This is a genomic window from Caballeronia grimmiae (genome assembly GCF_000698555.1).
In the GTDB taxonomy this organism is placed as follows: Bacteria; Pseudomonadota; Gammaproteobacteria; order Burkholderiales; family Burkholderiaceae; genus Caballeronia; species Caballeronia grimmiae.
This window is the reverse complement of the sequence record NZ_JFHE01000005.1, coordinates 1-24,423: the sequence shown is the minus strand read 5'-3', so window position 1 is coordinate 24,423 and position 24,423 is coordinate 1. Positions and strand designations below refer to the sequence as shown.

General features: G+C 58.2%; 23 protein-coding genes. 12 read left to right on the top strand and 11 right to left on the bottom strand.

The features are described from left to right. Positions 1 to 24: 24 nt before the first annotated feature. Together dnaN and dnaA are read right to left on the bottom strand one after the other, a co-directional pair. Positions 25 to 1,131 carry a DNA polymerase III subunit beta gene (gene dnaN, locus BG57_RS07840; protein WP_035962010.1) on the bottom strand — a complete coding sequence of 369 codons (1,107 nt, stop codon included), beginning with the start codon at positions 1,129 to 1,131 and terminating at the stop codon, positions 25 to 27. A gap of 270 nt (positions 1,132 to 1,401) precedes the next feature. After that, complete coding sequence (gene dnaA, locus BG57_RS07835) at positions 1,402 to 2,979, bottom strand: chromosomal replication initiator protein DnaA (protein WP_035962008.1); 1,578 nt, start codon at positions 2,977 to 2,979, stop codon at positions 1,402 to 1,404. Positions 2,980 to 3,385: 406 nt separating this feature from the next. Here dnaA and rpmH point away from each other — a divergent pair, with 406 nt between their 5' ends. The 4 genes from rpmH to yidC all read left to right on the top strand — a co-directional run bounded on the left by rpmH (position 3,386) and on the right by yidC (position 6,169). After that, a complete protein-coding gene (gene rpmH, locus BG57_RS07830) occupies positions 3,386 to 3,520 on the top strand; it encodes a 50S ribosomal protein L34 (RefSeq protein WP_006998755.1) in 135 nt (44 codons plus the stop codon). Between the two features lie 89 nt (positions 3,521 to 3,609). After that, positions 3,610 to 4,086 (top strand): ribonuclease P protein component, encoded by a 477-nt coding sequence (gene rnpA, locus BG57_RS07825; protein ID WP_035962395.1) that lies wholly within the window; start codon positions 3,610 to 3,612, stop codon positions 4,084 to 4,086. Between the two features lie 58 nt (positions 4,087 to 4,144). Next, positions 4,145 to 4,471, top strand: a complete 327-nt coding sequence (yidD, locus tag BG57_RS31145; RefSeq protein ID WP_229754046.1) for a membrane protein insertion efficiency factor YidD — start codon at positions 4,145 to 4,147, stop codon at positions 4,469 to 4,471. 30 nt (positions 4,472 to 4,501) lie between these two features. Then, on the top strand, positions 4,502 to 6,169 hold the full coding sequence (gene yidC / locus BG57_RS07815) for a membrane protein insertase YidC (protein WP_035962006.1): 1,668 nt from the start codon (positions 4,502 to 4,504) through the stop codon (positions 6,167 to 6,169). Between the two features lie 60 nt (positions 6,170 to 6,229). Here yidC and BG57_RS07810 read toward each other — a convergent pair whose 3' ends face one another. Beyond that, the gene (locus BG57_RS07810; protein WP_152562540.1) at positions 6,230 to 6,643 is read right to left on the bottom strand and encodes a hypothetical protein; all 414 of its coding nucleotides are present in this window, start codon (positions 6,641 to 6,643) and stop codon (positions 6,230 to 6,232) included. 179 nt (positions 6,644 to 6,822) lie between these two features. After that, complete coding sequence (locus BG57_RS07805; protein WP_035962002.1) at positions 6,823 to 7,239, bottom strand: helix-turn-helix domain-containing protein; 417 nt, start codon at positions 7,237 to 7,239, stop codon at positions 6,823 to 6,825. A gap of 297 nt (positions 7,240 to 7,536) precedes the next feature. On the opposite strand from BG57_RS07805, the gene mnmE reads away from it, so the two are divergent. Further along, complete coding sequence (gene mnmE, locus BG57_RS07800; protein WP_035962000.1) at positions 7,537 to 8,925, top strand: tRNA uridine-5-carboxymethylaminomethyl(34) synthesis GTPase MnmE; 1,389 nt, start codon at positions 7,537 to 7,539, stop codon at positions 8,923 to 8,925. On the opposite strand, the gene BG57_RS07795 is transcribed toward mnmE, so the two are convergent. Both BG57_RS07795 and BG57_RS07790 read right to left on the bottom strand, forming a co-directional pair. After that, entirely contained in the window at positions 8,926 to 9,396 is a 471-nt protein-coding gene (locus BG57_RS07795) for an SgcJ/EcaC family oxidoreductase (RefSeq protein ID WP_052005677.1), read from the bottom strand. Then, complete coding sequence (locus BG57_RS07790) at positions 9,393 to 10,019, bottom strand: LysE family translocator (protein WP_035961996.1); 627 nt, start codon at positions 10,017 to 10,019, stop codon at positions 9,393 to 9,395. Before BG57_RS07790 ends, BG57_RS07795 begins: the two co-directional genes overlap by 4 nt. 406 nt (positions 10,020 to 10,425) lie before the next feature. Between BG57_RS07790 and sap1 the strand changes: the two genes are divergently transcribed. Together sap1 and BG57_RS07780 are read left to right on the top strand one after the other, a co-directional pair. Continuing rightward, the gene (sap1, locus tag BG57_RS07785; RefSeq protein WP_035962393.1) at positions 10,426 to 10,770 is read left to right on the top strand and encodes a surface attachment protein Sap1; all 345 of its coding nucleotides are present in this window, start codon (positions 10,426 to 10,428) and stop codon (positions 10,768 to 10,770) included. Between the two features lie 209 nt (positions 10,771 to 10,979). Further along, complete coding sequence (locus BG57_RS07780; protein WP_035961994.1) at positions 10,980 to 11,531, top strand: YaeQ family protein; 552 nt, start codon at positions 10,980 to 10,982, stop codon at positions 11,529 to 11,531. 2 nt (positions 11,532 to 11,533) lie between these two features. Here the strand turns inward: BG57_RS07780 and BG57_RS07775 are convergent, their stop codons facing one another. Then, entirely contained in the window at positions 11,534 to 11,941 is a 408-nt protein-coding gene (locus tag BG57_RS07775; RefSeq protein ID WP_035961990.1) for a VOC family protein, read from the bottom strand. 210 nt (positions 11,942 to 12,151) lie between these two features. Here BG57_RS07775 and BG57_RS07770 point away from each other — a divergent pair, with 210 nt between their 5' ends. The 3 genes from BG57_RS07770 to BG57_RS07760 all read left to right on the top strand — a co-directional run bounded on the left by BG57_RS07770 (position 12,152) and on the right by BG57_RS07760 (position 15,532). Next, the gene (locus BG57_RS07770) at positions 12,152 to 13,297 is read left to right on the top strand and encodes a site-specific integrase (RefSeq protein WP_035961988.1); all 1,146 of its coding nucleotides are present in this window, start codon (positions 12,152 to 12,154) and stop codon (positions 13,295 to 13,297) included. 70 nt (positions 13,298 to 13,367) lie between these two features. Then, on the top strand, positions 13,368 to 14,657 hold the full coding sequence (locus BG57_RS07765; RefSeq protein ID WP_035961986.1) for a hypothetical protein: 1,290 nt from the start codon (positions 13,368 to 13,370) through the stop codon (positions 14,655 to 14,657). Next, positions 14,654 to 15,532 (top strand): restriction endonuclease, encoded by an 879-nt coding sequence (locus BG57_RS07760; RefSeq protein ID WP_035961985.1) that lies wholly within the window; start codon positions 14,654 to 14,656, stop codon positions 15,530 to 15,532. Before BG57_RS07765 ends, BG57_RS07760 begins: the two co-directional genes overlap by 4 nt. 50 nt (positions 15,533 to 15,582) lie before the next feature. Here BG57_RS07760 and BG57_RS07755 read toward each other — a convergent pair whose 3' ends face one another. Continuing rightward, positions 15,583 to 15,990, bottom strand: coding sequence for a very short patch repair endonuclease (locus BG57_RS07755; protein ID WP_035961983.1), 408 nt, complete (start codon positions 15,988 to 15,990; stop codon positions 15,583 to 15,585). A 46-nt stretch (positions 15,991 to 16,036) separates the two neighbouring features. Between BG57_RS07755 and BG57_RS07750 the strand changes: the two genes are divergently transcribed. Further along, the gene (locus tag BG57_RS07750) at positions 16,037 to 17,068 is read left to right on the top strand and encodes a NotI family restriction endonuclease (RefSeq protein ID WP_075583100.1); all 1,032 of its coding nucleotides are present in this window, start codon (positions 16,037 to 16,039) and stop codon (positions 17,066 to 17,068) included. Between the two features lie 5 nt (positions 17,069 to 17,073). Here BG57_RS07750 and BG57_RS07745 read toward each other — a convergent pair whose 3' ends face one another. From BG57_RS07745 to BG57_RS07730, 3 genes are all read right to left on the bottom strand, one after another. After that, positions 17,074 to 18,417, bottom strand: a complete 1,344-nt coding sequence (locus BG57_RS07745; protein ID WP_206539424.1) for a DNA cytosine methyltransferase — start codon at positions 18,415 to 18,417, stop codon at positions 17,074 to 17,076. 980 nt (positions 18,418 to 19,397) lie between these two features. Next, positions 19,398 to 21,995, bottom strand: a complete 2,598-nt coding sequence (locus BG57_RS07735; protein ID WP_081850852.1) for an SIR2 family protein — start codon at positions 21,993 to 21,995, stop codon at positions 19,398 to 19,400. A 39-nt stretch (positions 21,996 to 22,034) separates the two neighbouring features. After that, entirely contained in the window at positions 22,035 to 22,349 is a 315-nt protein-coding gene (locus BG57_RS07730) for a hypothetical protein (protein WP_052005676.1), read from the bottom strand. 1,884 nt (positions 22,350 to 24,233) lie between these two features. Between BG57_RS07730 and BG57_RS33565 the strand changes: the two genes are divergently transcribed. Next, a partial coding sequence (locus BG57_RS33565) for a hypothetical protein (RefSeq protein WP_206539423.1) occupies positions 24,234 to 24,423 on the top strand: 190 nt, incomplete at its 3' end.

Below are 24,423 nucleotides of genomic sequence, written 5' to 3'. Positions count from 1 at the left end.
GAGTGTCCTCGGTATCCGCGTGCGTCAGATGCGCATCGGCATCACCACGTACTTAAATTCCTCGTTCTCGGGAATCGTGATGAGCGCACTGGAATTGGCGTCGCCAAGCGCGACTTGCAGCGTGTCGACCTTCAGATTCGCGAGGACGTCGAGCAGGTACGTGACGTTGAATCCGATATCGACGGTATCGCCCTGATAGGCGATCTCGAGTTCTTCCTGCGCCTCTTCCTGATCCGCGTTGGTCGACATGATCTTGAGCTGGCCCGGCTCGATCAGGCAGCGCACGCCCTTGAACTTGTCCGAGGTCAGAATGGCCGCGCGCTGCAGCGAACGCTGCAATTCTTCGCGGCCGATTTCAAACGTGTTCTTGTGCGACTTCGGAATGACGCGCTGGAAGTCGGGGAACTTGCCTTCGACCAGCTTCGACACCAGTTCCACCTGACCGAAGGTGAACTTGACCTGCGTCGCGGCGATATCGATCTTGAGCGTGTCGTCGATGTCTTCCAGCAAACGCTGCAGTTCCAGAATGGTCTTGCGCGGGATGATGACTTCCTGACGCGGGAACGCGCCGCCGTCGATTTTCATCGACGAGAACGCGAGGCGGTGGCCATCCGTTGCGACTGCCATGAGCTGGTCGCCATCCACCACGAGCAGCATGCCGTTCAGGTAGTAGCGGATGTCCTGCTGGGCCATCGCGAAATACACCATGCCGAGCAACTGGCGGAACGTCTTCTGGGGAACCGACAGGCTCGCGCCGAAGTCAGTAGCCTGATTGACCGTGGGAAATTCGTCTGCGGCGAGCGTCTGCAGCGCAAAGCGGCTCTTGCCCGAGCGCACCGTGAGGCGCTTGTCGGACAGGTCGAGCGCGACTTCGCCCGGGGGCATCGCACGCAAAATGTCGAGCAGCTTGCGCGCGGCGACGGTGGTCGCGACCTGATCGCCACCGACGCCGAAATCCGCGCGGGTGGTGATCTGAAGTTCGAGGTCGGTCGAGAGGAACGACACATCCCCGCCGTTCTTGGTGATGAGCAGATTCGCGAGGATAGGCAACGTGTGGCGGCGTTCTACGATACCGCTCACGGTTTGCAGCGGCCTTAGAAGATTATCTCGTTCGGTCTTGACCAGTTGCATAGAGTTCCTTCATTGATGTGACGGCCTGTCCCGCGGTTCGCCACCGCTGCTTCTCACTGCACCGCCGGACAACCTCGTAACACGCGTTGCCGGCCCCCCGCCGGTCACTCGCGAGCTTGCGCTTGAGAACCGCCCGGGCCACGGACGGCAAACCTGTATTGTGCCTTAAAACGGAACCACTCCCTAAAAATAGGGGCGTTTTCGCCAATAAACAGGTCCGCGGCGCGTGCTTTTGAAGGCGTGCGTTCTTCAGGCGGGCATCGCCCGGGCTCAGCCCTTGAGCGTCTGCTCGAGCACGTGCAGTTCGTGATTCAACTGGGCGTCGTTTCCGCGCTCGGCGGCGATCTTGCGCACCGCGTGCAGCACCGTCGTGTGATCGCGACCGCCGAACAGCTCGCCGATTTCCGGCAGGCTTTTCTGCGTCAGTTCCTTCGCCAGGTACATCGCGATCTGGCGCGGGCGCGCGATATTGGCCGGCCGCTTCTTCGAATACATGTCGGCGACCTTGATGTTGTAGAAATCGGCGACGGTCTTCTGGATGTTCTCCACCGAGATCTGCCGGTTCTGCACCGTCAACAGGTCTTTCAGCGCTTCGCGCGTCAGCTCGATGGTGATTTCGCGGCCGTGGAACTTCGAATACGCGAGGATCTTGCGCAGCGCGCCTTCGAGCTCGCGCACGTTCGAGCGCAGATGCTTGGCGACGAAGAACGCCACGTCTTCCGACAGGCTCACGCCTTCGGAGAACGCCTTGCGCATCAGGATCGCGACGCGCATCTCCAGTTCCGGCGGCTCGATCGCGACCGTCAGCCCGGAGTCGAAGCGGGAGATCAGGCGATCGTCGATGCCGGAGATTTCCTTCGGATACGTATCGCTCGTGATGATGACCTGCGCCTTGTTGGCGACCAGCGCCTCGAACGCGTAGAAAAACTCTTCCTGCGTGCGCGACTTGCCCGAGAAGAACTGAATATCGTCGATGAGCAGCAGATCGAGCGAGTGGTAGTAACGCTTGAAGTCGTCGAACGCCTTGCGCTGGTACGCCTTCACCACGTCGGACACGTACTGCTCCGCGTGAATGTAGCGGATGCGCGCGCCGGCCTTGTCCATCAACAACTGATTGCCGATGGCGTGGATCAGGTGCGTCTTGCCGAGGCCCACGCCGCCGTACAGGAAGAGCGGGTTGTACGAGATGCCCGGGTTGTCGGCGACCTGAATGGCCGCCGCGCGCGCGAGCTGGTTCGCCTTACCGGTCACGAAGTTGTCGAACGTGAGCACCGGATTGAGCTTCGAGCGCTCGAACGCGGAATCGTTTTCACTGCCCGCCGATGCCGCGCCGCCCGGCCGCCACGTGCGCCGGCCAGCGGCGGCTTCGTTGGCGTCGAGGCTCGGGAGGTCGAGGTCGGCCTGGTCTTCGTGCATCGACTGCGCCTGCTGCGCGGCCTCGGCCGCGAGCGCATTGACGTGCGCGGCGGCGTTCGCGTGCGCGACGACGGTCGGCGCCTGCTGGGCCGGCGATGGCGCGGACGGCGCCGGCGGACGGGGCGCGGCCACGCTCGGACGCGGCGCCGCATTCGGGCCGCCGCCGATTGCGCTGCGCGCGGTGGCTTTCGGATCGAGAACGAACTGGACGTCGATGGGTGCGCTGAAGAACTCGCGCGCCGCATCGGCGATGCGGCCCGAGAACTGGCTCTTCACCCAGTCGAGCTTGAAGCGGTTGGGAGCGGCGATGCGCAGGGTGCTCGCGTCGGCATCGAAGTCGACCGGGGTTAGCGGCTTGATCCACGTGACGTACTGCTGGGGCGTAAGCTCGCGCTCCAGCAATGCGGAACAATGTTCCCAGAAATCGTTCATCGAATGCGGTCGTTATGGTTGCTGCGCGCACCTGCGGCCATGCTTGCCCAAGATTGCGGCAAGTCCCGGCACGGCCAAGCAGGCATGCTCCGGAGGCTTTCGCCGCAAGGGTTTGCGGGCGAACGGCGGGCCGAAGCAGCGGGCGGATATTTGGGAGTAAGGCGAGATTCTAACGCCAAACCCGCTGGACGCGCGAGTTATCCACAGGGTCAAATCAGCGCGACGAGCGACCACTCGAGACGGTCGATGGGGCGTTAATCGGCGCTAAAGTATTGACGGTCAATAGGAAAACGGTTTAAATAGCGGGTTCCGCGAAAACAGAATTCCTGGAACCTCCGGCCATCGCGCTTGCAGTGACCACACTGGAGCCAAGCCCGCGCGGTCAATCAACTCAAGTGAGAGCACCATGAAACGTACTTACCAACCTTCCGTGACGCGCCGCAAGCGCACCCATGGCTTCCGCGTTCGCATGAAGACCGCTGGCGGCCGCAAGGTCATCAACGCTCGCCGCGCGAAGGGCCGCAAGCGCCTGGCAGTCTAATAGAGACGGTGCTGCTCGCAGCCGGGTCGCGTCCGGAACCGGACGCAGCGCAGGATGGCGAGCCGCATGCCGAGCGCCGCACAGAAGTCTTGAAACAGGACATCGTTCAGTTGCCGGCGCACGCCGCGTTCCCCAAGGCCGCAAGGCTGCTGAAAACGGATGAGTTCTCATCCGTTTTTCGTTTGCGCCCCTGGCGGCGCTCGCCGCACTTCGTTCTGTACGGCAAGCCCACGGGCGGCGAGGCGCGGCTGGGTCTCGTCATCGGCAAGAAGCAGGCGCCGCGCGCCGTCACGCGTAACCTGATCAAGCGGCTCGCGCGCGAGGCGTTTCGTCTGCGACGCGAACAGCTACGCGGATTCGACATTCTCGTGCGGCTGCACGCGAAGATCGACCGCAAGGCGATGCCGAGCGCCAGTTCGCCGCCGCTTCATGCGTTATGCCGCGGCGAACTGGAAGCATTGTTCGACCGTGCCGTGCGCGAAGCCGCGCGCCGTGCGGCGGAATCCGTGGCGGGGCCGCCGAGCGCGCCAGCCGTCGACGACTCATCCGGCCCTTCGGGGTCATGAAGCGCAGGCTTCGTCAGGTCCGGCCCTCATGGCGGACATGATGCGCGGCGCGAAGCTTATGCAAACGGCACTCATCGCGTTGTTGCGCTTCTACAAGGTTGCTGTGAGCCCCCTGCTCGGCAACCGGTGCCGCTTTTACCCTTCCTGTTCCGACTACGCGCGCGAGGCAATCCAGTATCATGGCGCCGCGCGTGGCACGTATCTGGCCGCGAGAAGGCTTTGCCGCTGCCATCCTTTCTCGGCAGGCGGCATCGATCTCGTGCCGCCGCCCGCCGGACGCAACGACTATCCCGACCCGCACGATCCGCCACCGGCCGGCCCCGCGGCTCGGAAACCGGCGGCGGAAGCCGCTAAAAAAAAGCATTCACCACTAAACGGCGCCTGAGGCGCTTATCGATCGACACTGAGACAACGCATGGATATCAAACGCACCGTCCTATGGGTCATCTTCTTCGTGTCAGTTGTCATGCTGTTCGACAACTGGCAGCGCGACCACGGGCGCCCGTCGATGTTCTTCCCGAGCGCGACGCAGCCGGCCAAGACCGCCAGCAATCCGGCACCGGGCTCGGCCACGCCGGGCACGCAGCCGTCCGAACTGCCCAACGCGCCGGCCGGCGCCGCGCCTGGCGCGGCAACGCCGCCCGCCACGGCGGCTTCGCAACTGGTCAAGTTCACGACCGACGTGTACTCGGGTGAGATCGACACGCGCGGCGGCACGCTGTCGAAGCTGTCGCTCCTGAAGGAAGGCGACGGCAAGCAGCCCGACCTCTACATCACGCTGTTCGATCACACGCCGAACCACACGTATCTCGCGCGCACGGGCCTGCTCGGCGGCGACTTCCCGAATCACAACGATGTCTTCACGCCGGTGCCCGGCCAGACCTCGCTGTCGGGCGACGCCAAGACGCTGACGCTCGCGTTTGAATCGCCGGTGAAGGGTGGCGTGAAGGTCGTGAAGACCTACACGTTCACGCGCGGAAGCTATGTGATCAACGTCGATACGAAGATCGAGAACGTCGGCAGCACGCCGGTCACGCCGAAGCTGTACATGGAACTGGTGCGCGACAACACGCCGGTGGAAACGCCGCGCTTCTCGCACACGTTCATCGGGCCGGCGGTCTATACGGAAGCGAAGCACTTCCAGAAGATCGATTTCTCCGACATCGACAAGAACAAGGCCGACTTCGTGCCGTCCGCGAACAATGGCTGGATCGCGATGGTGCAGCATTACTTCGCGTCCGCGTGGATTCCGAAGGAAGGCGCGCAGCGCGACATTTACGTGCAGAAGATCGATCCGGTGCTGTACCGCGTCGGCGTGCAGCAGCCGGTGCCGACGATCGCGCCGGGACAGAGCGTGAACGTCGATGCCCGCCTCTTCGCCGGTCCGGAGGAAGAGCGCATGCTGGAAGGCATCGCGCCGGGACTGGAGCTGGTGAAGGACTACGGCATGGTGACGATCATCGCCAAGCCGCTGTTCTGGCTGCTGGAGAAGATTCACAGCTACGTCGGCAACTGGGGCTGGGCGATCGTGCTGCTGACGGTGCTGATCAAGGCGGTGTTCTTCCCGCTGTCGGCGGCGAGCTACAAGTCGATGGCGCGCATGAAGGAAATCACGCCGCGCATGCAGCAGATTCGCGAACGCTTCAAGAGCGATCCGCAGAAGATGAATGCGCAACTGATGGAGCTGTACAAGACGGAGAAGGTGAATCCGTTCGGCGGCTGCCTGCCGGTGGTCGTGCAGATTCCGGTGTTCATTTCGCTGTACTGGGTGCTGCTGTCGTCGGTGGAAATGCGCGGCGCGCCGTGGATCGGCTGGATTCACGATCTGTCGCAGCAAGACCCGTATTTCATCTTGCCGGTGCTGATGGCCGTCTCGATGTTCCTGCAGACGAAGCTGAACCCGACGCCGCCGGACCCCGTCCAGGCCAAGATGATGATGTTCATGCCGATCGCCTTCTCGGTCATGTTCTTCTTCTTCCCGGCGGGTCTCGTGCTGTACTACGTGGTGAACAACGTGCTGTCGATCGCGCAGCAGTACTACATCACGCGGATGATGGGTCAGCGCAAGAAAAAGGCAGCCTGATTCTGCTTTGATTCGAACGTGAAAACGCCCGGCCTGGCCGGGCGTTTTTGCGTCTGCGGGTCAGAGACCGGTTTTGACGATTCGTCTTGCTTCGTCGAGCAATTCGAGCAGCCGTTCCGACGGTGATATTTCGCCATACCGGCGGCCAGGCTCTGCGGCCTCCGGTCTCAGCATCCGATTTACAAGCGGCTCTTCTCCTATCAGCTGTTCGCGAGACCGGCCCACGAATGCAGTAAGGAGCGGCCAAGTGTCTTCCGACGGATAGCCTTGCCCATTGATCCACCGCTGTACCGTGGCAGGATGAAGTTTGATGCGGAACGTGTCGAAGATAGCATCGGACACTTGCGTACCGCTTTTCGGATCGAACCCGTCTTTCTGGAAGCGACGTAGCTTTTCCATATTCGGGCTGATTGCCGTCAACGCCTGCCCCAAGCGTGCCTTGAACTTTGGATGTTTGACTGTCGTTTTCTTCATGGACTCAAGGTTGCGTCTCAACCCGGCTTTTGCGGACAAACACTGTTTGGCGTGCCGAAAGGCCGTTCGGCTCAAAGACGTGGCGGTAGGCCGCTCTCCCGCGACCCGCTTGGCCCTGACGGGAACCAAGCGAGTCGCATTTTTATCGCAATTTGACGAAAATTATCGCGCGTAGATGCCTACCGCTTCATCGCCCCATAAAACTGGTCGATGAGTTCCTCGAGCAGATACCGATGATGCGGCGATAGCGCCTCGATCTTCGACGCCAGTTCCAGCGTCTCCTCCGATGCCGGATATTTCTCGTCGCGTGCAAGCGGCTTCGGCGTCGTTTGCGTGCTGCCGCTCGGCGGCGGGCCGTAGTGCAGCCAGTGCAGGTCGACTTTCAGCCAATCTGCGAGCGTCTGCAACTTGTCGACGGTGGGAATCGAACGTCCGGTAAGCCACTTATGCGCGGTCTGCGGCGAAACCGGGTCGCCCTGAAAGCGCAAATTGAACTTGTTGGAGAGATCAGTGGCGCCGCGCATTCTCTCGGGTGAGCGAGCCATCGAGAACTTGAGTCGTTCCGAGAAATCGGCTTTTTCTTGTGGTGTAGGCATGCTTTCGATTGTGCAAGGCAATCGCTGCCATGTAGTCAACCATGCGGGCGATATATGGCGAAGCTCGGACTGTTTTTATCTTGTGCACGCTCCGGCGAAAGTTGCCTAGAAGCAGGCATAAGCGGGCTGTAGCCCGCGTAGGGCAAAACGCTCAGCTTCCCTCGCACCACTCAGTTCGCTCCATTCCGAACCAAACACGTATCTCGTTTAAGATAATGCAAGAATCGTCCTAAGACGAGGAGGGCGAACCCGCGCGATACAATGCCGGCAGTCCACCATCACGTCCGGCAAGCCACTATGTTGAGCAACGACACCGACCCCATCGTCGCAATCGCCACCGCACCGGGGCGAGGAGGGATCGGCGTCGTGCGGCTGTCGTTCGGGCGGGCGGGAGAAGCTGCCGCCCAGCAGGCGATGCTCGCGCTATGCGGACAGGCACTCGCGCCGCGCCACGCCAGCTATGTGCCGTTCATCGACGGAAACGGAGAAGCGCTCGATCGCGGCATTGCGCTGTACTTTCCGGCGCCGCACTCCTACACCGGCGAGCACGTGCTGGAGTTGCAGGGCCACGGCGGTCCGATCGTGTTGCAACTCGTGCTGCAGCGCGCGATCGAAGCGGGCCGCGGCTTCGGACTTCGGCTCGCCGAGCCGGGCGAGTTCACCCGCCGCGCTTTCCTGAACGACAAGCTCGATCTGGCGCAGGCCGAAGCCGTCGCCGATCTGATCGAAGCGAGCACCGAAGCGGCTGCGCGCTCGGCCGGCCGCTCGCTCGAAGGCGCGTTCTCGCGCGAGATACACGCGCTCGTGGAGGACGTCATCACACTGCGGATGCTGGTCGAAGCCACGCTCGACTTCCCCGAAGAGGAAATCGACTTCCTGGAAGCCGCCGACGCTCGCGGCAAGCTCGCCCACATCCGGCAGCGGCTAGACGTCGTGCTGAGCGAGGCACGGCAGGGCGCGCTGTTGCGCGAAGGCATGTCGGTGGTGCTCGCGGGACAGCCGAACGTCGGCAAATCTTCGCTTTTAAATGCGCTCGCGGGCGCGGAACTGGCCATCGTCACGCCGATCGCGGGCACGACGCGCGATAAGGTCGCGCAGACCATCCAGGTCGAAGGCATTCCGCTGCATATCATCGATACGGCCGGATTGCGCGAGACCGAGGACGAAGTGGAGCGTATCGGCATCGAGCGGACGTGGGGAGAAATCGAACGCGCCGACGTCGTGCTTCATCTGCTCGATGCGCGCGCCGCGATCACGCCCGAAGACAAGGTGATCGCCGCGCGATTTCCGCAAGGCGTGCCGGTCGTGCGCGTGTGGAACAAGACGGACCTCGAAGGCACACCCGCCGGCGTACGCGAGAGCGAGGACCACGCTCGCGAAGTCAACCTGTCGGCGAAGACCGGTGACGGCATCGCGCCGTTGCGAGGCGAGTTGCTGAAGATCGCGGGCTGGCAAGCGGGCGCCGAAAGCGTCTACCTTGCGCGCGAACGCCACTTGATCGCACTGCGGGAGGCGCGCGATCACCTCGCACTCGCTGCCGGCCACGCGAATCAGCAGTCGCAGGTATTGGACCTTTTCGCCGAAGAACTGCGTCTCGCGCAAGACAGCCTCAACGCGATCACCGGCGAATTCACATCGGACGATCTGCTGGGCGTTATTTTCAGCCGGTTCTGCATCGGCAAATGATTACGCGCCTTCGGGCTTCCCAAGCGCGCGCAGTTCCGCGCTGAGCTTCTCGACCTCATCCGGCCGTCCGTGGAAAGCGGCCGGCGTGTTCTGGAACATTTCGATGCGATACGCGCCGTCGCAAAGTGACAGCACGAGCGTCTGCACTGCGTTCAACCGGTTATCGAGCGAGGTTGCCCCACGCGGCCACATTCCGGCGACGGCGCGCAGCAGCAGCGTCTGGCCCGCAGCCAGACGCCTCACCTCACGCACTTTCGCGACGAAGACCGGCGTCGGATGCGCGGCGAAGATCGGCGCGAGATGCGCCTCGATGCACGCGCGCCCATCGATTGTGCTGCCATCGAAGCCGATCAAGCTGCCGCGCTCCGTGAAGCGCGCGGCCATGCTTGCGGCGTCCTTGCGATTCCAGTCGCCGAGCAGGGCGAAGTAAAGTTGCCGGGCGCTCGCGGCCCAGTCGTCGACTTGATTCATGCGGCTTTCTTCCATGCGGCTGCGAAGACGCCCGCGCCCATCAGCAAGGCGCCGCCGGTCCGGTTGACCGCGCGCTGGACGGACGGCTTGCGGATGGCGCGGCGCGCGCCCGATGCGAGAAGCGCGTAACCCAGTGCGTTGGCGGCGGCGAGACCGACGAACGTCGCCTCGAAGATGGCGATTTGCGAGACGCTGGCCGCATGCGGATCGATGAATTGCGGCACGAACGCGACGAAGAAGATGATGCTCTTCGGGTTGAGCGTGGTCACGGCATAGGCGTGCGCCATGATGCGCCCGGTGTGCAGGTCGTTGCCGGTCGTGACCGCATCCGGATCGACGGCCGGTGCACGCCACAGCTTGAAGCCAAGATAGATCAGATACGCCGCGCCGATCCATTTGACGGCCGTGAACAACTCAGCCGATGCCGCGAGCAGCACGCCGAGCCCGAGCATCGACGCGGTCATCGCGGTGAGATCGCCGAGCGCGACGCCGATCGTCGTCGCGAGCGCGTATTTGCGGCCGTGACCGAGCGCGTACGACACGACGAGCAGTACGGTCGGTCCGGGAATCGCCACCAGAATCGCCGATGCGATGGCGAACGGCAGCCATTGAGCGAAAGTCATGTTTTCTCCTGAGGTCTCCTGCTAGCAGAGTCGATTTATCCACGAACGGCGGCTCATGGCAATAGGCCGTTCGGCTAGCTTGCGCGCGTGCGGGCGCTCGGTTAGCTGAGTCGTTGCGCTCAAGCGGTTAAGTTAAGTGCGGCGCACAAAACCGCCTGCAGGGAAAAACGCCACAGAAAGCAGTCATTCGAAGTCAGTTTGTTTCGGGACCCCAGCCTTAACGGCATTCGGTCATTCGAAGTCCCAGCAGCGAACAACCGAATAAGACATGCGACATTCCGCCGTGTTGCGCTCGCACACAACATGTGCTTGCAAGTTTCTCGCTCTCGTCTAGCATCGTTTTTGCGGCTTTGCCGCTTTTAAATACGTAGCTAATGTCGAATGGTTTCGTTTGGAGGCCGAGTACATGAAGAAATGCGCCAATGCTCTCTTCGTCGCGATGGGCTTGTTTGCTGTCGTTTCCACTGTGCAAGCCCAGGACAGCGTGGTTCAGGCTCAACAGACGTTCAAATTCCGGCCCGATTCATATGGCTGCCTGTCCAAAGACAAATTCGATTCAGCCGACAAGCACGCGAGAGCCGGCGAACATCAACAGATGCAGCAGTTCTTCGAAGGCTACGAGTGCATATCGACTCCGGTTAATTCGCATTTCCGGGTTTTACGCGTCGTCGGCCATGACGTTGAATTCGTCAATGCCGCGAATAACGATACTCAAGGCATGTGGACCGCGGATCGATTCATCGATCAATAAGCGGTTCTAATTCAATCACCGATTAGCCGGCGATCTCGAACCTCGCCGGCCGTCGCGTCGCGCCCGATGCCGGTCGCTCGGGCTTCCATTTCCGCATCGTTTCGCCGCACAATGTCGGACTCGCTTGCGTCCGATGTGCGGTGCCTCGCTCCGCCGTGCCGCTCCCACTCAACTCATTCGCCGGGCGAAAGCATTGGCGTCACTGCTGCATGGCTCTCAAATCGACTATCTATAAGGCCGATCTTCAGATCGCCGACATGGATCGCCACTATTACGGCGATCATTCCCTGACCATCGCGCGTCATCCGTCCGAGACTGACGAACGCATGATGGTGCGTGTCGCGGCGTTCGGCCTGTTCGCCAGCGAGCGGCTCGAATTCTGCAAGGGCCTCTCCGATACCGACGAGCCCGATCTCTGGCAAAAGGATCTCACGGGCCAGATTCAGTTGTGGATCGAAGCCGGTCAACCGGACGAAAGGCGCATCGCGAAGGCCAGCGGGCGCTCGGATCGCGTGGTGATCATCGCCTATGCGGGCAAGACCGCGGATATCTGGTGGCAAGGCGTGAAGGGCAAGGTTGAGCGCCTGCGCAACGTGACGGTGTGGTCGCTCGCGGATGGCGTCGCTGACGCGCTTGGCAAGTTGGCCGAACGGACGATGCGGCTCCAACTCATGGTGCAGGACGGAGAGGCATCGTTGGGAAGCGCGACGGTCGATCCGGTTGCTATCCGCTGGAACGTGCTGAAGGCGCCGGAAGCGTGAAGTCAGGCTTCGGGCGGTCCTTTTAGCTCGATCATATTGCCTTCGGGATCGAACACGTAGAGCGACGGGCCGAAGCCTTCGGCGCCATAGCGTCGCGCTTGTTCGCCTATGAGCGCGCCGTGTTGCTCGAAGTGAGTGCGCAGGGCGTTGGCGTCGAACGGCTCGACGCGCAGGCACAAGTGATCCATGTTGCGGCCGGCGCCGGGCTGGCCGTTTTCAGGGCGATCGATCGATGCGCCTTCAGCGAGTAGGTCGATGAGCGAACGGCCGGCGCGCATCTGCACGAGGCCGATATCGCGCTGCTCTTTCTCGATGGGGCAATGAAGGGCGGATTGGTAAAAGCGGATCATGTTGTCGAGATCGATGCAGCGGATCACGACGTGATCGATTTCGCGGATGGTGAAGTGCATGTTGCCCTCGCGCGATGATGGGAGGCCGCAAATGGAAAGGGCCTGGCGCGAAGCCAAGCCCTTTTGATTCGTGGTGGGAGGAGGAGGATCGAACTCCCGACCTTCGCATTGCGAATGTAAAAACCACCCTAATGTCGCTGGGGCTCGTAGCGTATTTTTCGATTATTTGCCACAATATCGCCACACTCCACTCCAACCGAGCGCCGAGAAATGCCGACCATCCGGAAGCGTGGGCAGTACCAATGGGAGGCGCAGGTTCGCAGGCGCGGCTACCCCGCGCAAAGCAAGACCTTTACTACCAAGGCCGAGGCGGAAGCCTGGGCCAGCATGATCGAATCGGAAATGTCGCGTGGGATATGGGTCAGCCGCAACGAGGCCGAGGCAACAACGCTCTACGAAGCGCTGAAACGCTACGAAGAAGAAATCTCACTCACGAAGAAGGGGGCCGCACAAGAAGCTTCCGTTTTAAAGGTTTGCCAAGCCGCTGACTTGGCGAAGCGGCCGTTGGCTACAATCCGGAGCGCCGACATTGCGAAACTTCGAGACGAATGGCTGAAAGACTATAAACCGGCCACGGTACTGCGACGCTTGGCTGTTCTTTCACATGTGTTCAACGTTGCCCGCAAGGAATGGGGCATGGAAAGCCTTTCAAATCCAGTCGAGCTAATTCGGAAACCCCAGCCGAATAACGCCCGGACGCGGCGCATCGCCCTCAGCGAGCCAGCGGCAGGAGTTCCAGACGCCGACGATCCTGAGTCACTGCGGGGCGCGCAGGATGGCGAGCTCGAACGGGTTGTCACGGCCAGCAACTCCGCTCTACTGCCCGCTATCATTTGGCTGGCCGTTGAAACGGCTATGCGCCGGGGAGAAATCGTTTCGCTGCGATGGGAACATGTGGATCTCAAGCGCCGAGTCGCGCACCTGCCAGCCACGAAGAACGGAGACGCCCGCGACGTGCCGTTGTCGCCTCGAGCTATCTCCGTCCTTCAAGCGCTGAAGGACAATTGCGCCGAAACCGAGGATGCCCCCAAAGCTGCCCCCACTACTGCGGGCGTAGGTGACGAAAAACGGCGAGTCTTCGATATTCGCAGCGACGCAGTTACGAGGGCTTTTGAGCGTGCTGTAGCGCGTGCGCGCGAACGCTACCTCGACGAATGCAGAGAAGCCCGCCGACGACCCGATGGGAAGTATCTGACAGATCTTCGCTTTCATGATTTGCGACATGAGGCGACTTCGCGCCTGGCGTCTATCTTCCCCATGCATGAACTAACAAAGATAACGGGCCACAAGGATCCGCGCATGTTGATGCGTTACTACCATCCACGAGCCGAGGATCTAGCAAAGAGACTGTCGTAATGCTAAAGGGGCGTGCAGTGCGGTCGAATGGACCATTCGAGGAGTTTCCGGTGCAGCGCCATAGCCGTCCATGGACCGCCCATACGGCCGGCGGCGTATGCGGCAAGCGAACAGCCACGACCTGCTTGGGGATTCATCCACCAAGCGCAAGCTGAAACACTGTCAACAAGGCGCGAAAACTGCAAAGTCGAATTCGCGTGGAAAGTCGGCGTATGATCTCGACCGCGTACAAACTTTCTTCCGGCCCGAAATGCAGACCGTTCAACTGACCGTAAATCCAGACCAGCTACTGCTGGACCCGAACAACTACCGGTTTCACGATTTGCCAGAATATCGATCGGTTCCCACCAGAGCTAGATATGCGGAAGCGGGCGTACAAGAGCGCGCACTGCAATTGTTGCAAAGAACGGAAGCATTCGAGCTGAACGCTTTGAAGGATTCCATTCGAAGCAATGGCTACGTGCCTATCGAACAGATCGTAGTTGAGAAGTTCGACGACGTTGACGGGGTAGTCAGCTACCTTGTGGTCGAGGGCAATAGAAGAACTGCGGCCGTGAAAGGTTTGCTCAGGGAACAACACGCCGGATCGGTGGATCTTCCGCAACCTGTGCTGGATTCGATTTCTAACCTGCCGGTGATCGAACTTATCGGGACGCCGGAAGAGAGAAACAATTATCAGCAGACCTTGATGGCGATCCGCCACATTGCAGGCATACGGGAATGGGGGCCATATCAACAGGCCAAACTCGTAGTCGAGCTTTACGAGCGCAATGAGGAGTCGTTCGGGGCCGTCGCACAGCAGATCGGTATCTCGTCGCGGGAAGTTGCACGGAGGTACCGGGCATCAAAGGCTCTTCAGCAGATGGAAGAAGACGATGAGTTCGGCGAGTTCGCTACGCCTAGGCTCTATACGTTCTTTCACGAAGCTGTTTCTCAGCCGAAGGTACGAGAATGGCTTAATTTTTCGGATACGACGTATCGCGCGGAAAATGCGGATGCTCGTCGTAGCTTCTACGAACTGCTCAGCCCAAGGAATGTCGACGGCGAAATGCTGCCTCCGAAGCTAAATAACGCTACTCGCCAAGTACGTCAGTTGAAAGAAATCGTCGACAAGCCGGTACCGCTTAGAATCCTTCTCGACCCCGAGCGGTCCTTTGAGGATGCTGTAAGGGCGGCCGACGATGAATCCCTCCCTGATGAAACTGGAATCTTGGAGCATTCGCTCGGAGTAGCGGTTGCGGCCCTGCGCCAACCAAGCATCGAAACGTGGCTCAATCCGACGGAGCGCTCTAAGCAGTTGTGGACTGATTTGGTTGCTGTTGTTGACAGCGTGCGTCGCATCCTGCCGGTGAACAATTGAAAGACGCGGACGTCATCGCTCGGCTTGAAGACACAATTGGTATTGACGGTGCGCCGCGTCGCCTCAGGGAAGCGCTTGAGCATGAATTCGTGGCATCTTTCGGAATGGCTCCAATCGCAGCCGCAGAAAAAGCCGAACAGACGGAAGCGCGCATCGCAAAAAAAATTGCCAGCCTTCAGGCGGATGCAGAATCGTCCGGGACGCCGGGTGTGCTCAGTGTTTTAGAGCACCCGGTTCCGAGCGTTTCCGGAGCTTGCAGGATACATGGCAGCGATTCTCCACAGGTCGCTCAAGCCAAAAGGCACCGCCTAAACATAGATCCACTCTATCGGGCGATTCGCGCGATAACACCTAACGACTTCGAGCAGTTTGGCGCAAGGGTGTTGACCGAGATGGGCGCAACGGAAGTCCGAGTCACGCGGCGATCGAACGATCAGGGCATTGATTTCTTTGGAATTTTGAACCTTGGAAGACTGCAAAGCATACCAGGCCCATTCTTTAAACTCGTTCACGACGTGGAGTTGCGCTTCGCTGGCCAAGCAAAACATTACCCTAACGCATCTCTGAGTACGAGCGTGATCCGCGAAATGGTCGGGGCAATGAGTCTCGCGCGATACGGCACTTTCTCTAGTGACATAAACATTTTCGAACCGCTGGCATTGAAGCCCTTTAATCCCTTGTTGGCGCTGATTTTTACGACAGGTACCATTTCGAGCGGCGCGATCAGGCTGGCCGAACGAGCCGGGGTGATTGCGCGAAACGGAACTCAGCTCGCCACGTTCCTTGCGGATCGAGGTGTAAGTATGGTTCCCAGTGCACAAGGCCCGACATTTGACCCGGCTGCGTTTCGGACATGGCTCAATGGGCCTACTTAGCCCAGCTAGTTGCTGTGGGCGAACGCTAGCATAGCTGCGTGCGTATGAGCTTATGCATGGTCGTCGGCCAAGAACGCTGTAAGCCGCTTGGCGAGCATTTCGCGATCAGCTAATTGACATTCCCAAACAGTAAGCACCGACCAGTTGAGCTGTGCCAGGTCGGCAAGGTGTTGAATATCTCGTTGCCGGTTGCGCTGGATCTTCGGCAACCAGTAATCCCTGTTCGACAGTGGTGTCCGCGAACCGACCTTGCATTCGTGCCCGTGCCAGAAGCAGCCGTGTATCAGGATGGCCTTGCGCCGCCCTATATAAGCAACGTCGGGCTTTCCGGGCAGATTCTTACGGTGAAGGCGGTAGCCCGGAAATCCAAGGTCGCGCAGGAGCTTCCGGACGGCCAGCTCGGGGCGCGTGTTCTTTCCCCGGATGCGGCGCATGTTTTCACTCCGGCTTATTGCCATTCGATTGCCTCTCGGCGGAAATTTTCCAATGTGGTAGTTTTGAGTTATGACAAAAACACCTAGAAAACCAAGAGATTTAACTCCGCGATTCGGGATTGGGGAATGGTACGGCTTCAATCTTACGCAACTGGCGCCCGAAGAACGGCAGAAGTTCGCCGCGGAATGCCTGAAACCGAAAAGGCAGCGTGCGCCTCAGCTCTGTCCTTTTCAGGCGCGCAAGGCCGCCGCTGTTTGCAACAAAGACGGCGGCGTTTGTTCGTTGCGGCAATATTCTTATGCAGCGCACCCCCACAACGGTCGTGCCGTGGGCGTGCCCGTCACCGGTCGGCAAGGCGACCTGCGGGCCACCTGCCCGTACCGCTTCCATGAAGCGCTTGATGTCTTCAAGTGGGTCGGCGAGGTGATTCTGGGCGACTCAGACCCGATACTCGTCAGCGAAGTCGGTTTCCTCGAAGCCGGAGCTACTACGGACAACGCGGGCGGCGACGATGTGGGCCGTATTGATATGGTGCTCGTTAGCAATAAGACGGCGAAGGGCGCACCAATGAAATGGACCGCCTTAGAAATCCAGGCAGTTTATTTTAGTGGCGAGGCGATGAGAGGCGAGTTTGAGGCTTTCAACGACGCAAGCGTCGATTGGACGATCTTTCCCGCTGGGCGCCGCCGCCCCGACTACCGTAGCAGCGGCCCGAAGCGTTTAATGCCGCAACTTCAAATCAAAGTGCCAACGCTTCGACGCTGGGGTAAGAAGATGGCGGTGGTAGTAGATCGTGCGTTCTTTGACTCCATCGGCGAGATGGACAACGTACCCGATATCTCCAACGCGGACATTGCTTGGTTTGTCGTCCGGTTTGAAGAGGTGGAAGGCGGAAAGCGTACGCGCATCGTACGCGATGAGGTCCGCTACACCACACTTGAGCGTTCGGTAGAGGGGCTGACAGGAGGCAAGCCGGTTCCATTGCCTATGTTCGAAACGCGCATCACCGAAAAAATTGTGCACCCGCTGCTGAACCAGGATGATCCATACGCCGACCAAGTGAAGCAGGCAGAATCCGGCGACTCGAGCGTCGCCGGGTAATCAACTTAAATGTAGTGTGTAGCGGACTCGGTAGTCTTCGGGTCCGCCTCTTCCTCGATGAGATGGCTACGGAGTTTGACCGCTATCGCCTTCGCCATCAATACCGGCACTGCATTGCCCACCTGCTCGTATTGGGACACGCGCGAGCCAAGGAACTTATAGCTATCAGGAAAAGACTGAAAGCGGGCAGCTTCCCTTACAGTCAAGGTGCGGTCCTGATCCGGCAAAAATACCGTTCCCCAGTGAGGATCACATTTGGTCAGCACTGTGCCCGATAGCCGATCCGGGTGCAATCGGCCATAACGCTTGGTATGGTCTGAGCGGCGGGCACGCTGCATCCCTTTGGGCAATAGATCATGAGGTATATCGCGCCACGATCCGCCGGGCTTCACATGTTTCATTCGCTCTGCATTTTGTTTCGAGAGCTTGGCGGCAAAGTGGTTGAACGTAACGTCGGTCGGATTCCGCATCTGCTCTGCATAGACGCTGTGCGCGTCCGTCGTATAGCCGATCACCTCTGAGCCTTCGCCCATCGCCAAGCGTGGGAGGTCGGCGATCGCGGCCCCGACTGTAATCGCCGGAAGCAGGCGTTCGCGATCAGTCTCGTCCAGCTGGAGCGTCATCGTATTGCCCCCCCGGAAATTAGCGCGGCCCACGGCGTAATGCGTGGGTGCCGGGTGCGCAACCTCACCAGTCTTGGAGCCAAGCAGGATCAGCCTCCAACGCTCTTGAGGCACTCCGTAGTGGGCCGCGAAAAGTATCTTGGCAGTTACAGCGTACCCGAGCCCAGTGAAGATCTTCACGATCTGGCGGAACACCTTGCCATCGCCGAGCGACAGCAAACCTGGCACGTTCTCGAAAAGGAACGCTTTTGGCTGGAATTCTTCGAGAAAACGCTCATAGTGCTTGAAAAGTTTGTTACGCGGGTCATTCAGAAACCGCTCGGGAGCGTTGATCGAAAACCCTTGGCATGGGGGCCCTCCCACCAGCACGTCGAGTTCTCCAGGCTGCAAGCCAAGGCGCTCGCGGATCTCTACGGGATCGACGTCTTCGATCGGGCGGCAATCTGCAATGGCCTCGGGATGATTGAGCTTGAACGTTTCTATGGCCTCCGGCATCACATCATTGCCATACAGACTGATGTAGCCGGCCTGCCGAAATCCTTCGGTAATGCCCCCTGCGCCGCAGAACAAGTCTATGGTGCGCAGCGGTGTCGCGCCTTTCCCTTTTTTTTCAGTTGCGCGCTTGGATGCGGATGGTTTCGTCTTGGGTACGCGCGGGGCCATCGGCCCCGCGTCGTCAAATTTTCCGCCGGGGGCGTCCAACGTCATATCATGCTCATCAGCCATATCTCTACTCTCGTCAGTAGGGTTGTGGTCAGACAGGTCAGCGGTTGCCGCCGCTGTCCCTGTCGCTTTCTCGCTCAAAACTGGCGGGCAGGTTCACGTCCTATGTCTGCTTGTCGGCTTGCTAGCTTGGCCAACGAACAAATCGCCTTGTCCTTTATGGTGGCGCTCGACATATGCCTGCATGAACTCGCGCAGCACGTCCGAGGCGCGCCGTTCTTGTTCTTGGCACACCGCCACAAATGCCTCACGCAAGCCCTTCTCGACTCTAATACGGATACCGGCGTCTTTCATGCCGCGAGACTAACACATGGATACACATCTGTGTATCCATTCCGTGCGTGGCGCGCCTGATTTCAGAACTGTATATATATACAGTACAGGCGCGACATCCGCTAGGTACGCAAGCGGGTGTAGGGTCGAAAGATAGACGGACTGCATTACACGAAGACCGGCAATCTTCACGCTCTGAAGCGTGAATTTGAATCCGCCCATGAATCGACCGCTTTCTTGACTAGTACTCGACGCCCGCGCTTTCGGGCGTGCCTGTTGTAACCAGCAGGAACTAGACAAGCTCAACGGCTTGCAGGCGTACGTGTGCTCGATTCGGCCGGACCTTCCGACTTGTGCTCACTAGCTTGCTGCGCTTCGCGTGTACTGCAGTCCAGCCGCCGGGCCTCCTTCTACAGCGTGTCAATCTAACGGAGAAATGGACGCGTCAGCGACTGGGACCGCCCGCCGTCGGGCGCAGTCGGCCCAGGAGCGGCCAAGAGCCGTCAGTCAACGTAACTGGCTAGATTGTCGGCAATCGGATTGATGTTTATCGCGTGATGTCCGCATCGACCGAGATTTTTCATAGCCCGCAGCGAACTTTCTTTTCTTTGCCATACGATTCGACCTCGTAGAAAAACGAGGCCGGTTTGCGATGCGGGAGTCGTTCGAAGCTTTGACCCTTAGAGCTATTGGGGTCGCCAGCGGGCCAATTATCCTCCGTTGGAAAGATACGCTTCGACGAAATTTAAATCGTGTCGAATCGGCAAAAGTGCTAGACGGCCTTGAGCTGCCGTGCAGACGCCTCGTATATACCCTTTCCCGTATCGATTCCTTTTCAGAAGGCCATCAATATAGCGAGGATTCTCATTGCGCGACGCTAGGGCTTCAGCATAAGTAGAGATAGCTTTCCTCAAATCCTCATCGCTTACAAAATTTGTGATTTGACAAAGCTTGCCCAATAGATTTGCCTTCGTCAGATTTGCATTGATGGACGCTTTCCTGTCGCGCTCTATAATTCCTTTCTCGCAAAATTCTACCGCGGCCCGTAGTTCGATTTCATCATTGGAAATATAATAAACGCTTTTCGCTCGCTGCAGCCAATAATCAGGTTCCTGCGATATTACGGATGCGAGTTTTTCATAAACAAGTTTAATTACCCTATTCCTCCAATCCGCCTTGTGCGCTACATTCTGCTCATATATCGAATTCAAATTGTCGAACAGAATCAGCTGAAACGCCTCGCTGTCAATTTTTTTTGCACTGGAAAATAGATCAACGATGGTCGATGCAGATTCTTCGACCCCTACTGATTCGGAAATATTGCGAATTGCGTATTGTATCCAAGCATACGAATTGCAAATTAAAACCCAATGCGAATTTTCTTCACGCCGAGATATCGCATCGGCCTCTTCAAACTCCAAAAACGGCGTCCATTGTTTGGCGAATCCTTCAAGATGCGAATCGGCAATGTAATTCAGACCATAATCCGTTGCGATCGCCCGATAGGTCTTGGAGAACATACGCTGCCGAATGGCCAGGTAAAACAGAACTGCAAACTCAAGCCTGCTTTTCTTATTTTCTTTCCATTTTACGCAGCTTTCATTCACTCGAGTACGCAGACTGGACTCGCCCTTCAAGATCGTCTCAAGAATTGGAGACGCCGAGATGGAGAAAATGTTGTCGAGGATACGATCCTTCATTTTCCAGCGCTGAAACCCGAGCGGACTAGTTAATTTGTCGATTTCGCCCGCCTCAATTTTAAAAAATTGCGCAGACAATTGCACAGCCTCATCCACGAAATCCAGCCCAAATGCATTGAGGTCACTTTTCGCGACCGCCACCAAAACCGTTGTATTGTTCTCTCTTAGACGGTCAGCGCTGCGAAGCAGTAACCGTAGGTGTTCGTAACGAACAGCTTCGGTGTCAATTGCCACTATCGCGTCTTGCAAACGTAAAATCGCATTCATTAGCTGATCATCGACGGAAACCGACGACGACAGGAAGAAGCGCCTTCTTGTCGTGTTTTCGTGCAGGGCGCGATATAGCAATGTGGTTTTCCCAGAAAAACGACGCCCCCAAACAACCACGAGAGGGTCCTTTTCCAGTTTCTGCTTGACGGATTTCTCGACGAATCTGCGAATCGAAACGTCGTATGGATCGTCTGAATGCTTCCAGCCCTGTTGAACCAGATAGCGCATCAACGTTTGATTGGAGCGCTCGATGAGTTCGCCATCAAATAGAAACTTGCTTACAACCGAGCCCCCGTTACTGAGTGAGCCTATAACTTTCGCCGCAAATCCATAGAAAATACTATAATCGCAAACTATAACGTCAGTTATGCCATAATCCTGAAGCTTGGTCTTTTCTTTGAAGGTGGTGGGCGGTTTTGATGTGACGTAAAGGCGGGCATTTTTAGCCCCAGTTTTTTCAGAGTTTCCATCGACGAGCGAAAATGCGATATCAATTTCGTCCGTAAGGCTGCACCCAATAAAAAGAATGTGCTTCTCAGAAAAATCCGTTGCCAAATCATTGAGAAGATGGTGATTTGTTTTTAAACTTTTGATGTAGTCGGCTTTGCCGAATATCACTTTTAAATCTTCGCGATTATGCGCCGTCAATGCGTCGTCTGCATCTCCATGTAGTTTGTAAACAAATCGTCGCGTCTCATGACGCGCAAAGGCGACATTCGGTAGCACTTTGACGCCATCGATTGCTCGTTCAAGTCCGTCATCGATGTTCAACGTATAAAGATACGGCCACGGAATGCTAAGAAATTCTTTTTTTGCGGGGTCGAGAATATCAGTCTTGGTGAAATACTTGTTCAGCGTCTCTTTTATTACTTCAAGTGGTACAATTTCCTTACGGAAATAAGCATCGGACAATTCCTGAAACGAATACTCGCCAATCTCGTCTTCGCCAGGCTTATCTTCGGTTTCTGCAGCGAGAATTTGTCTCCGCATCGTTTCCATCCACTGCGAACCGAACGGCACCGTCGCCCCTCGAGTCTTTTCCCCTGCAGTGAACCCGGTTCCGATAAATGGTACGCATTGCTCTGTACGCAAAATCCCGCGAAGGAAATCTTGCGTTGCCATATCGTCGAAACTTCTAACTGTGAATCCCCAAGTCATCGCCATTTTTTCGTTAGCCTTTGGTGCCGTTTCCGGGATTCTAATCGATCTAAACGAAGCCAAACTCGCTCGTACACGGGATTTCGGCCCTGTGAAGGGCAAGTGCCGAAATCGTGTCGTCGGTCGTACAGTTGCGTGGTGCGCGTCGACGCATTGTTCGCCATCGGTTGCTTCGGTCATAGGACGTTATTCCCGTTATCGTCTCATGACCTCGGCACACTAAAAATCTGACAGGCTCGGACGACCTTTGTTGCAGTGTCGCTTTCGAATTTTTCGGTCCAGCTTCCTTACTTGCTTCTCAAGCTCCTCTATCTTTGCGAGATAGGGCCTGAGCTCGTCCATGATACGGTCCTCCCGTTCCCGGAGTTGCTTGACCATGAATGCGTAGTCTCGCTCGTACTTTTGACGAGCCACCCAGGTTTCCGACCACGCACGATTAAGCTGTTCGCTGTCCTTCCTCAGCTTCCGCAATTCGCGTATCGCCGTCTTCAGTTGCGCATCTTCTGCCAGTTCGGCAGCTAGTTCCGGGTTCATGTCCGGCCTCGCTTGCGCACGGTCCACTGCCACATCTCTTCGATTACAGCTCCGCACAGACTCGTCGTTTTCGTCTGCGGGATTGAAAAACCGCGCGCCCCCGTACTGCCAATGAACGGGAGCTGACGGTCTTACGCGCCATTGCCGTTGATGCCATCGCGCGCAGATTCAAGGCCTCTTGCACAATCTCAAGCCGCGAGGCACGGCTTCGAACGCCTTATGGGACCGCCATGAGCGTCGAAGGCCCCGAAACAACCGCGCCTTGATGTTGTTGATTGAAGCCGTGCGAAAAATCGTGCCGCCGCCTCTACGTTGACAGTACGAGGGCGGGGTTAGTTGCTATAGACTCCACTCCTGTGGGGCTCGTCCTTCTCCTTGTCGATACGCCGATTCGAAGCGGAGATGAACGACAGGCGTCGTCTACAGCGTCATTGGCCTTCTGGACGGACGCAGCAATCAAGGAACGCGCTTACGCTCTTCCCGCTCCACCATCGATCACCCCTCTATTAATCCAGCTCGCCGCTCGGTAGAGGGGTGGGGTTCTCAACCCCTCCCCTCTACCGAGGAGCTTATTTCTTTCGGGCCATCAACCTACGTCCGCCGCGTCCGGCGGTCTCCGAGACGGGGCTTGACGGAATAGCGCCGCGGTCCCTTATAGCTCGGCAAAACCGCTATCAAATGCTCGCCTTGCAGGTCAAATGTCACCAGCTCCCGTCGACCGTCCGGATACACCTTTAAAATTCCGTCCATCCCTTCGGGAGCCGACACATACGCCGGTTGACCGGCTGCTAAGACCGCTTCAAACGGCCGCTCACGCAGAATGGCTTTAATGTCCAGCTCGAACGGGCGCGGCTTCCGGGTCGAACGTGCCGCTTTGCGACCTGACCAACCCATCACACCGAGGTCCCAAGCGCCGACACTTCAAATCCAACAACCTCGACCGCCGACGCCGCAGCATCCAACGACTTAAACACCCGAGCGGCACCATCCTTAACCGCTCGCAACGCCACCGCTCGATCTTTAGTTCCAAAGAAGCGAACCACCCATCCGCCTGGAACGCGAACCAACGCAAAGGCGGTCAAGAGGCCCCCCTCGCGCAGCTCCGTCGCTACCCGCTGCGTTACCAATGTCTGATCCGAGAACGCCGGCAACTCAAACGTCCTACGATCTGTCACATCCTTCATGCAAACCCCCGCGTTTCTAGGAAAACATAGTGACGTTGTTCAAAAGCATCAAGACATTCTTGATGTTCGGGAATACGTTGACCCAAACCGAATAGACGTTCTGTCTTGCCCCTCGTTTGTCAACAGCGCTTGTGACAGATGACCTATGCGCCATCTGCGATACCGTCAGGGTTCCCGTCCCAAAACCTCTCCCCCACGCGGAACCCGAGTTGCCGAGCCAACTCACGCGGCAACCGCAATAGAATCGAAGCCTTCTGTCGAACCACCAACACCTCGAAATCAACTCCCTGTATTTCGACGTGCAACACATCGTCATCAAACAGCTCGTAGTACGTTTTCCACGGCGTTGTACATCCGCCCGCGCTCTGCTCAACTATCCTATCTCCGCTCATTTCTCCTCCTTTACCACGTATTCACCGTCGTACTCATCTGCCGCATGTTTTTCGTCGGCGAGTTATTCACACCAGTCCGCGTCGTCACAAAGCTTGACATGTCCTCGTTCAGGAGCGAAATCTAGACGCTAAATTCGCCTAGCGCGCCAGCGTCGGGCGATAACCGCAACCGCACCTTCGGAACACTGAACCGTTCCCGGCGAGCGGGCGAGGGAACCGGGCGGGAAATTTAGCGGCTAAATCTTGACGGTCCTTTGAAGACACCGTCGGAGAGCAGAGCCAAGACGCACTTATTTTGCAGTCCGCGAATGACGGCAACTTCCGGCGACCGAAATAGCCGGCGCCAATCGCTTACATTGGAAGCGGTTAAATTGGTAGCCACTCATTCGAAAAGCATGACGGATGACGATCGAAGATGGGCTACCGGGCAGCTGGTTTTTCAACGAGATCCAGCATTGCTATTTGCATCTGTCAACGGCACTCTGGAATTGATACGAC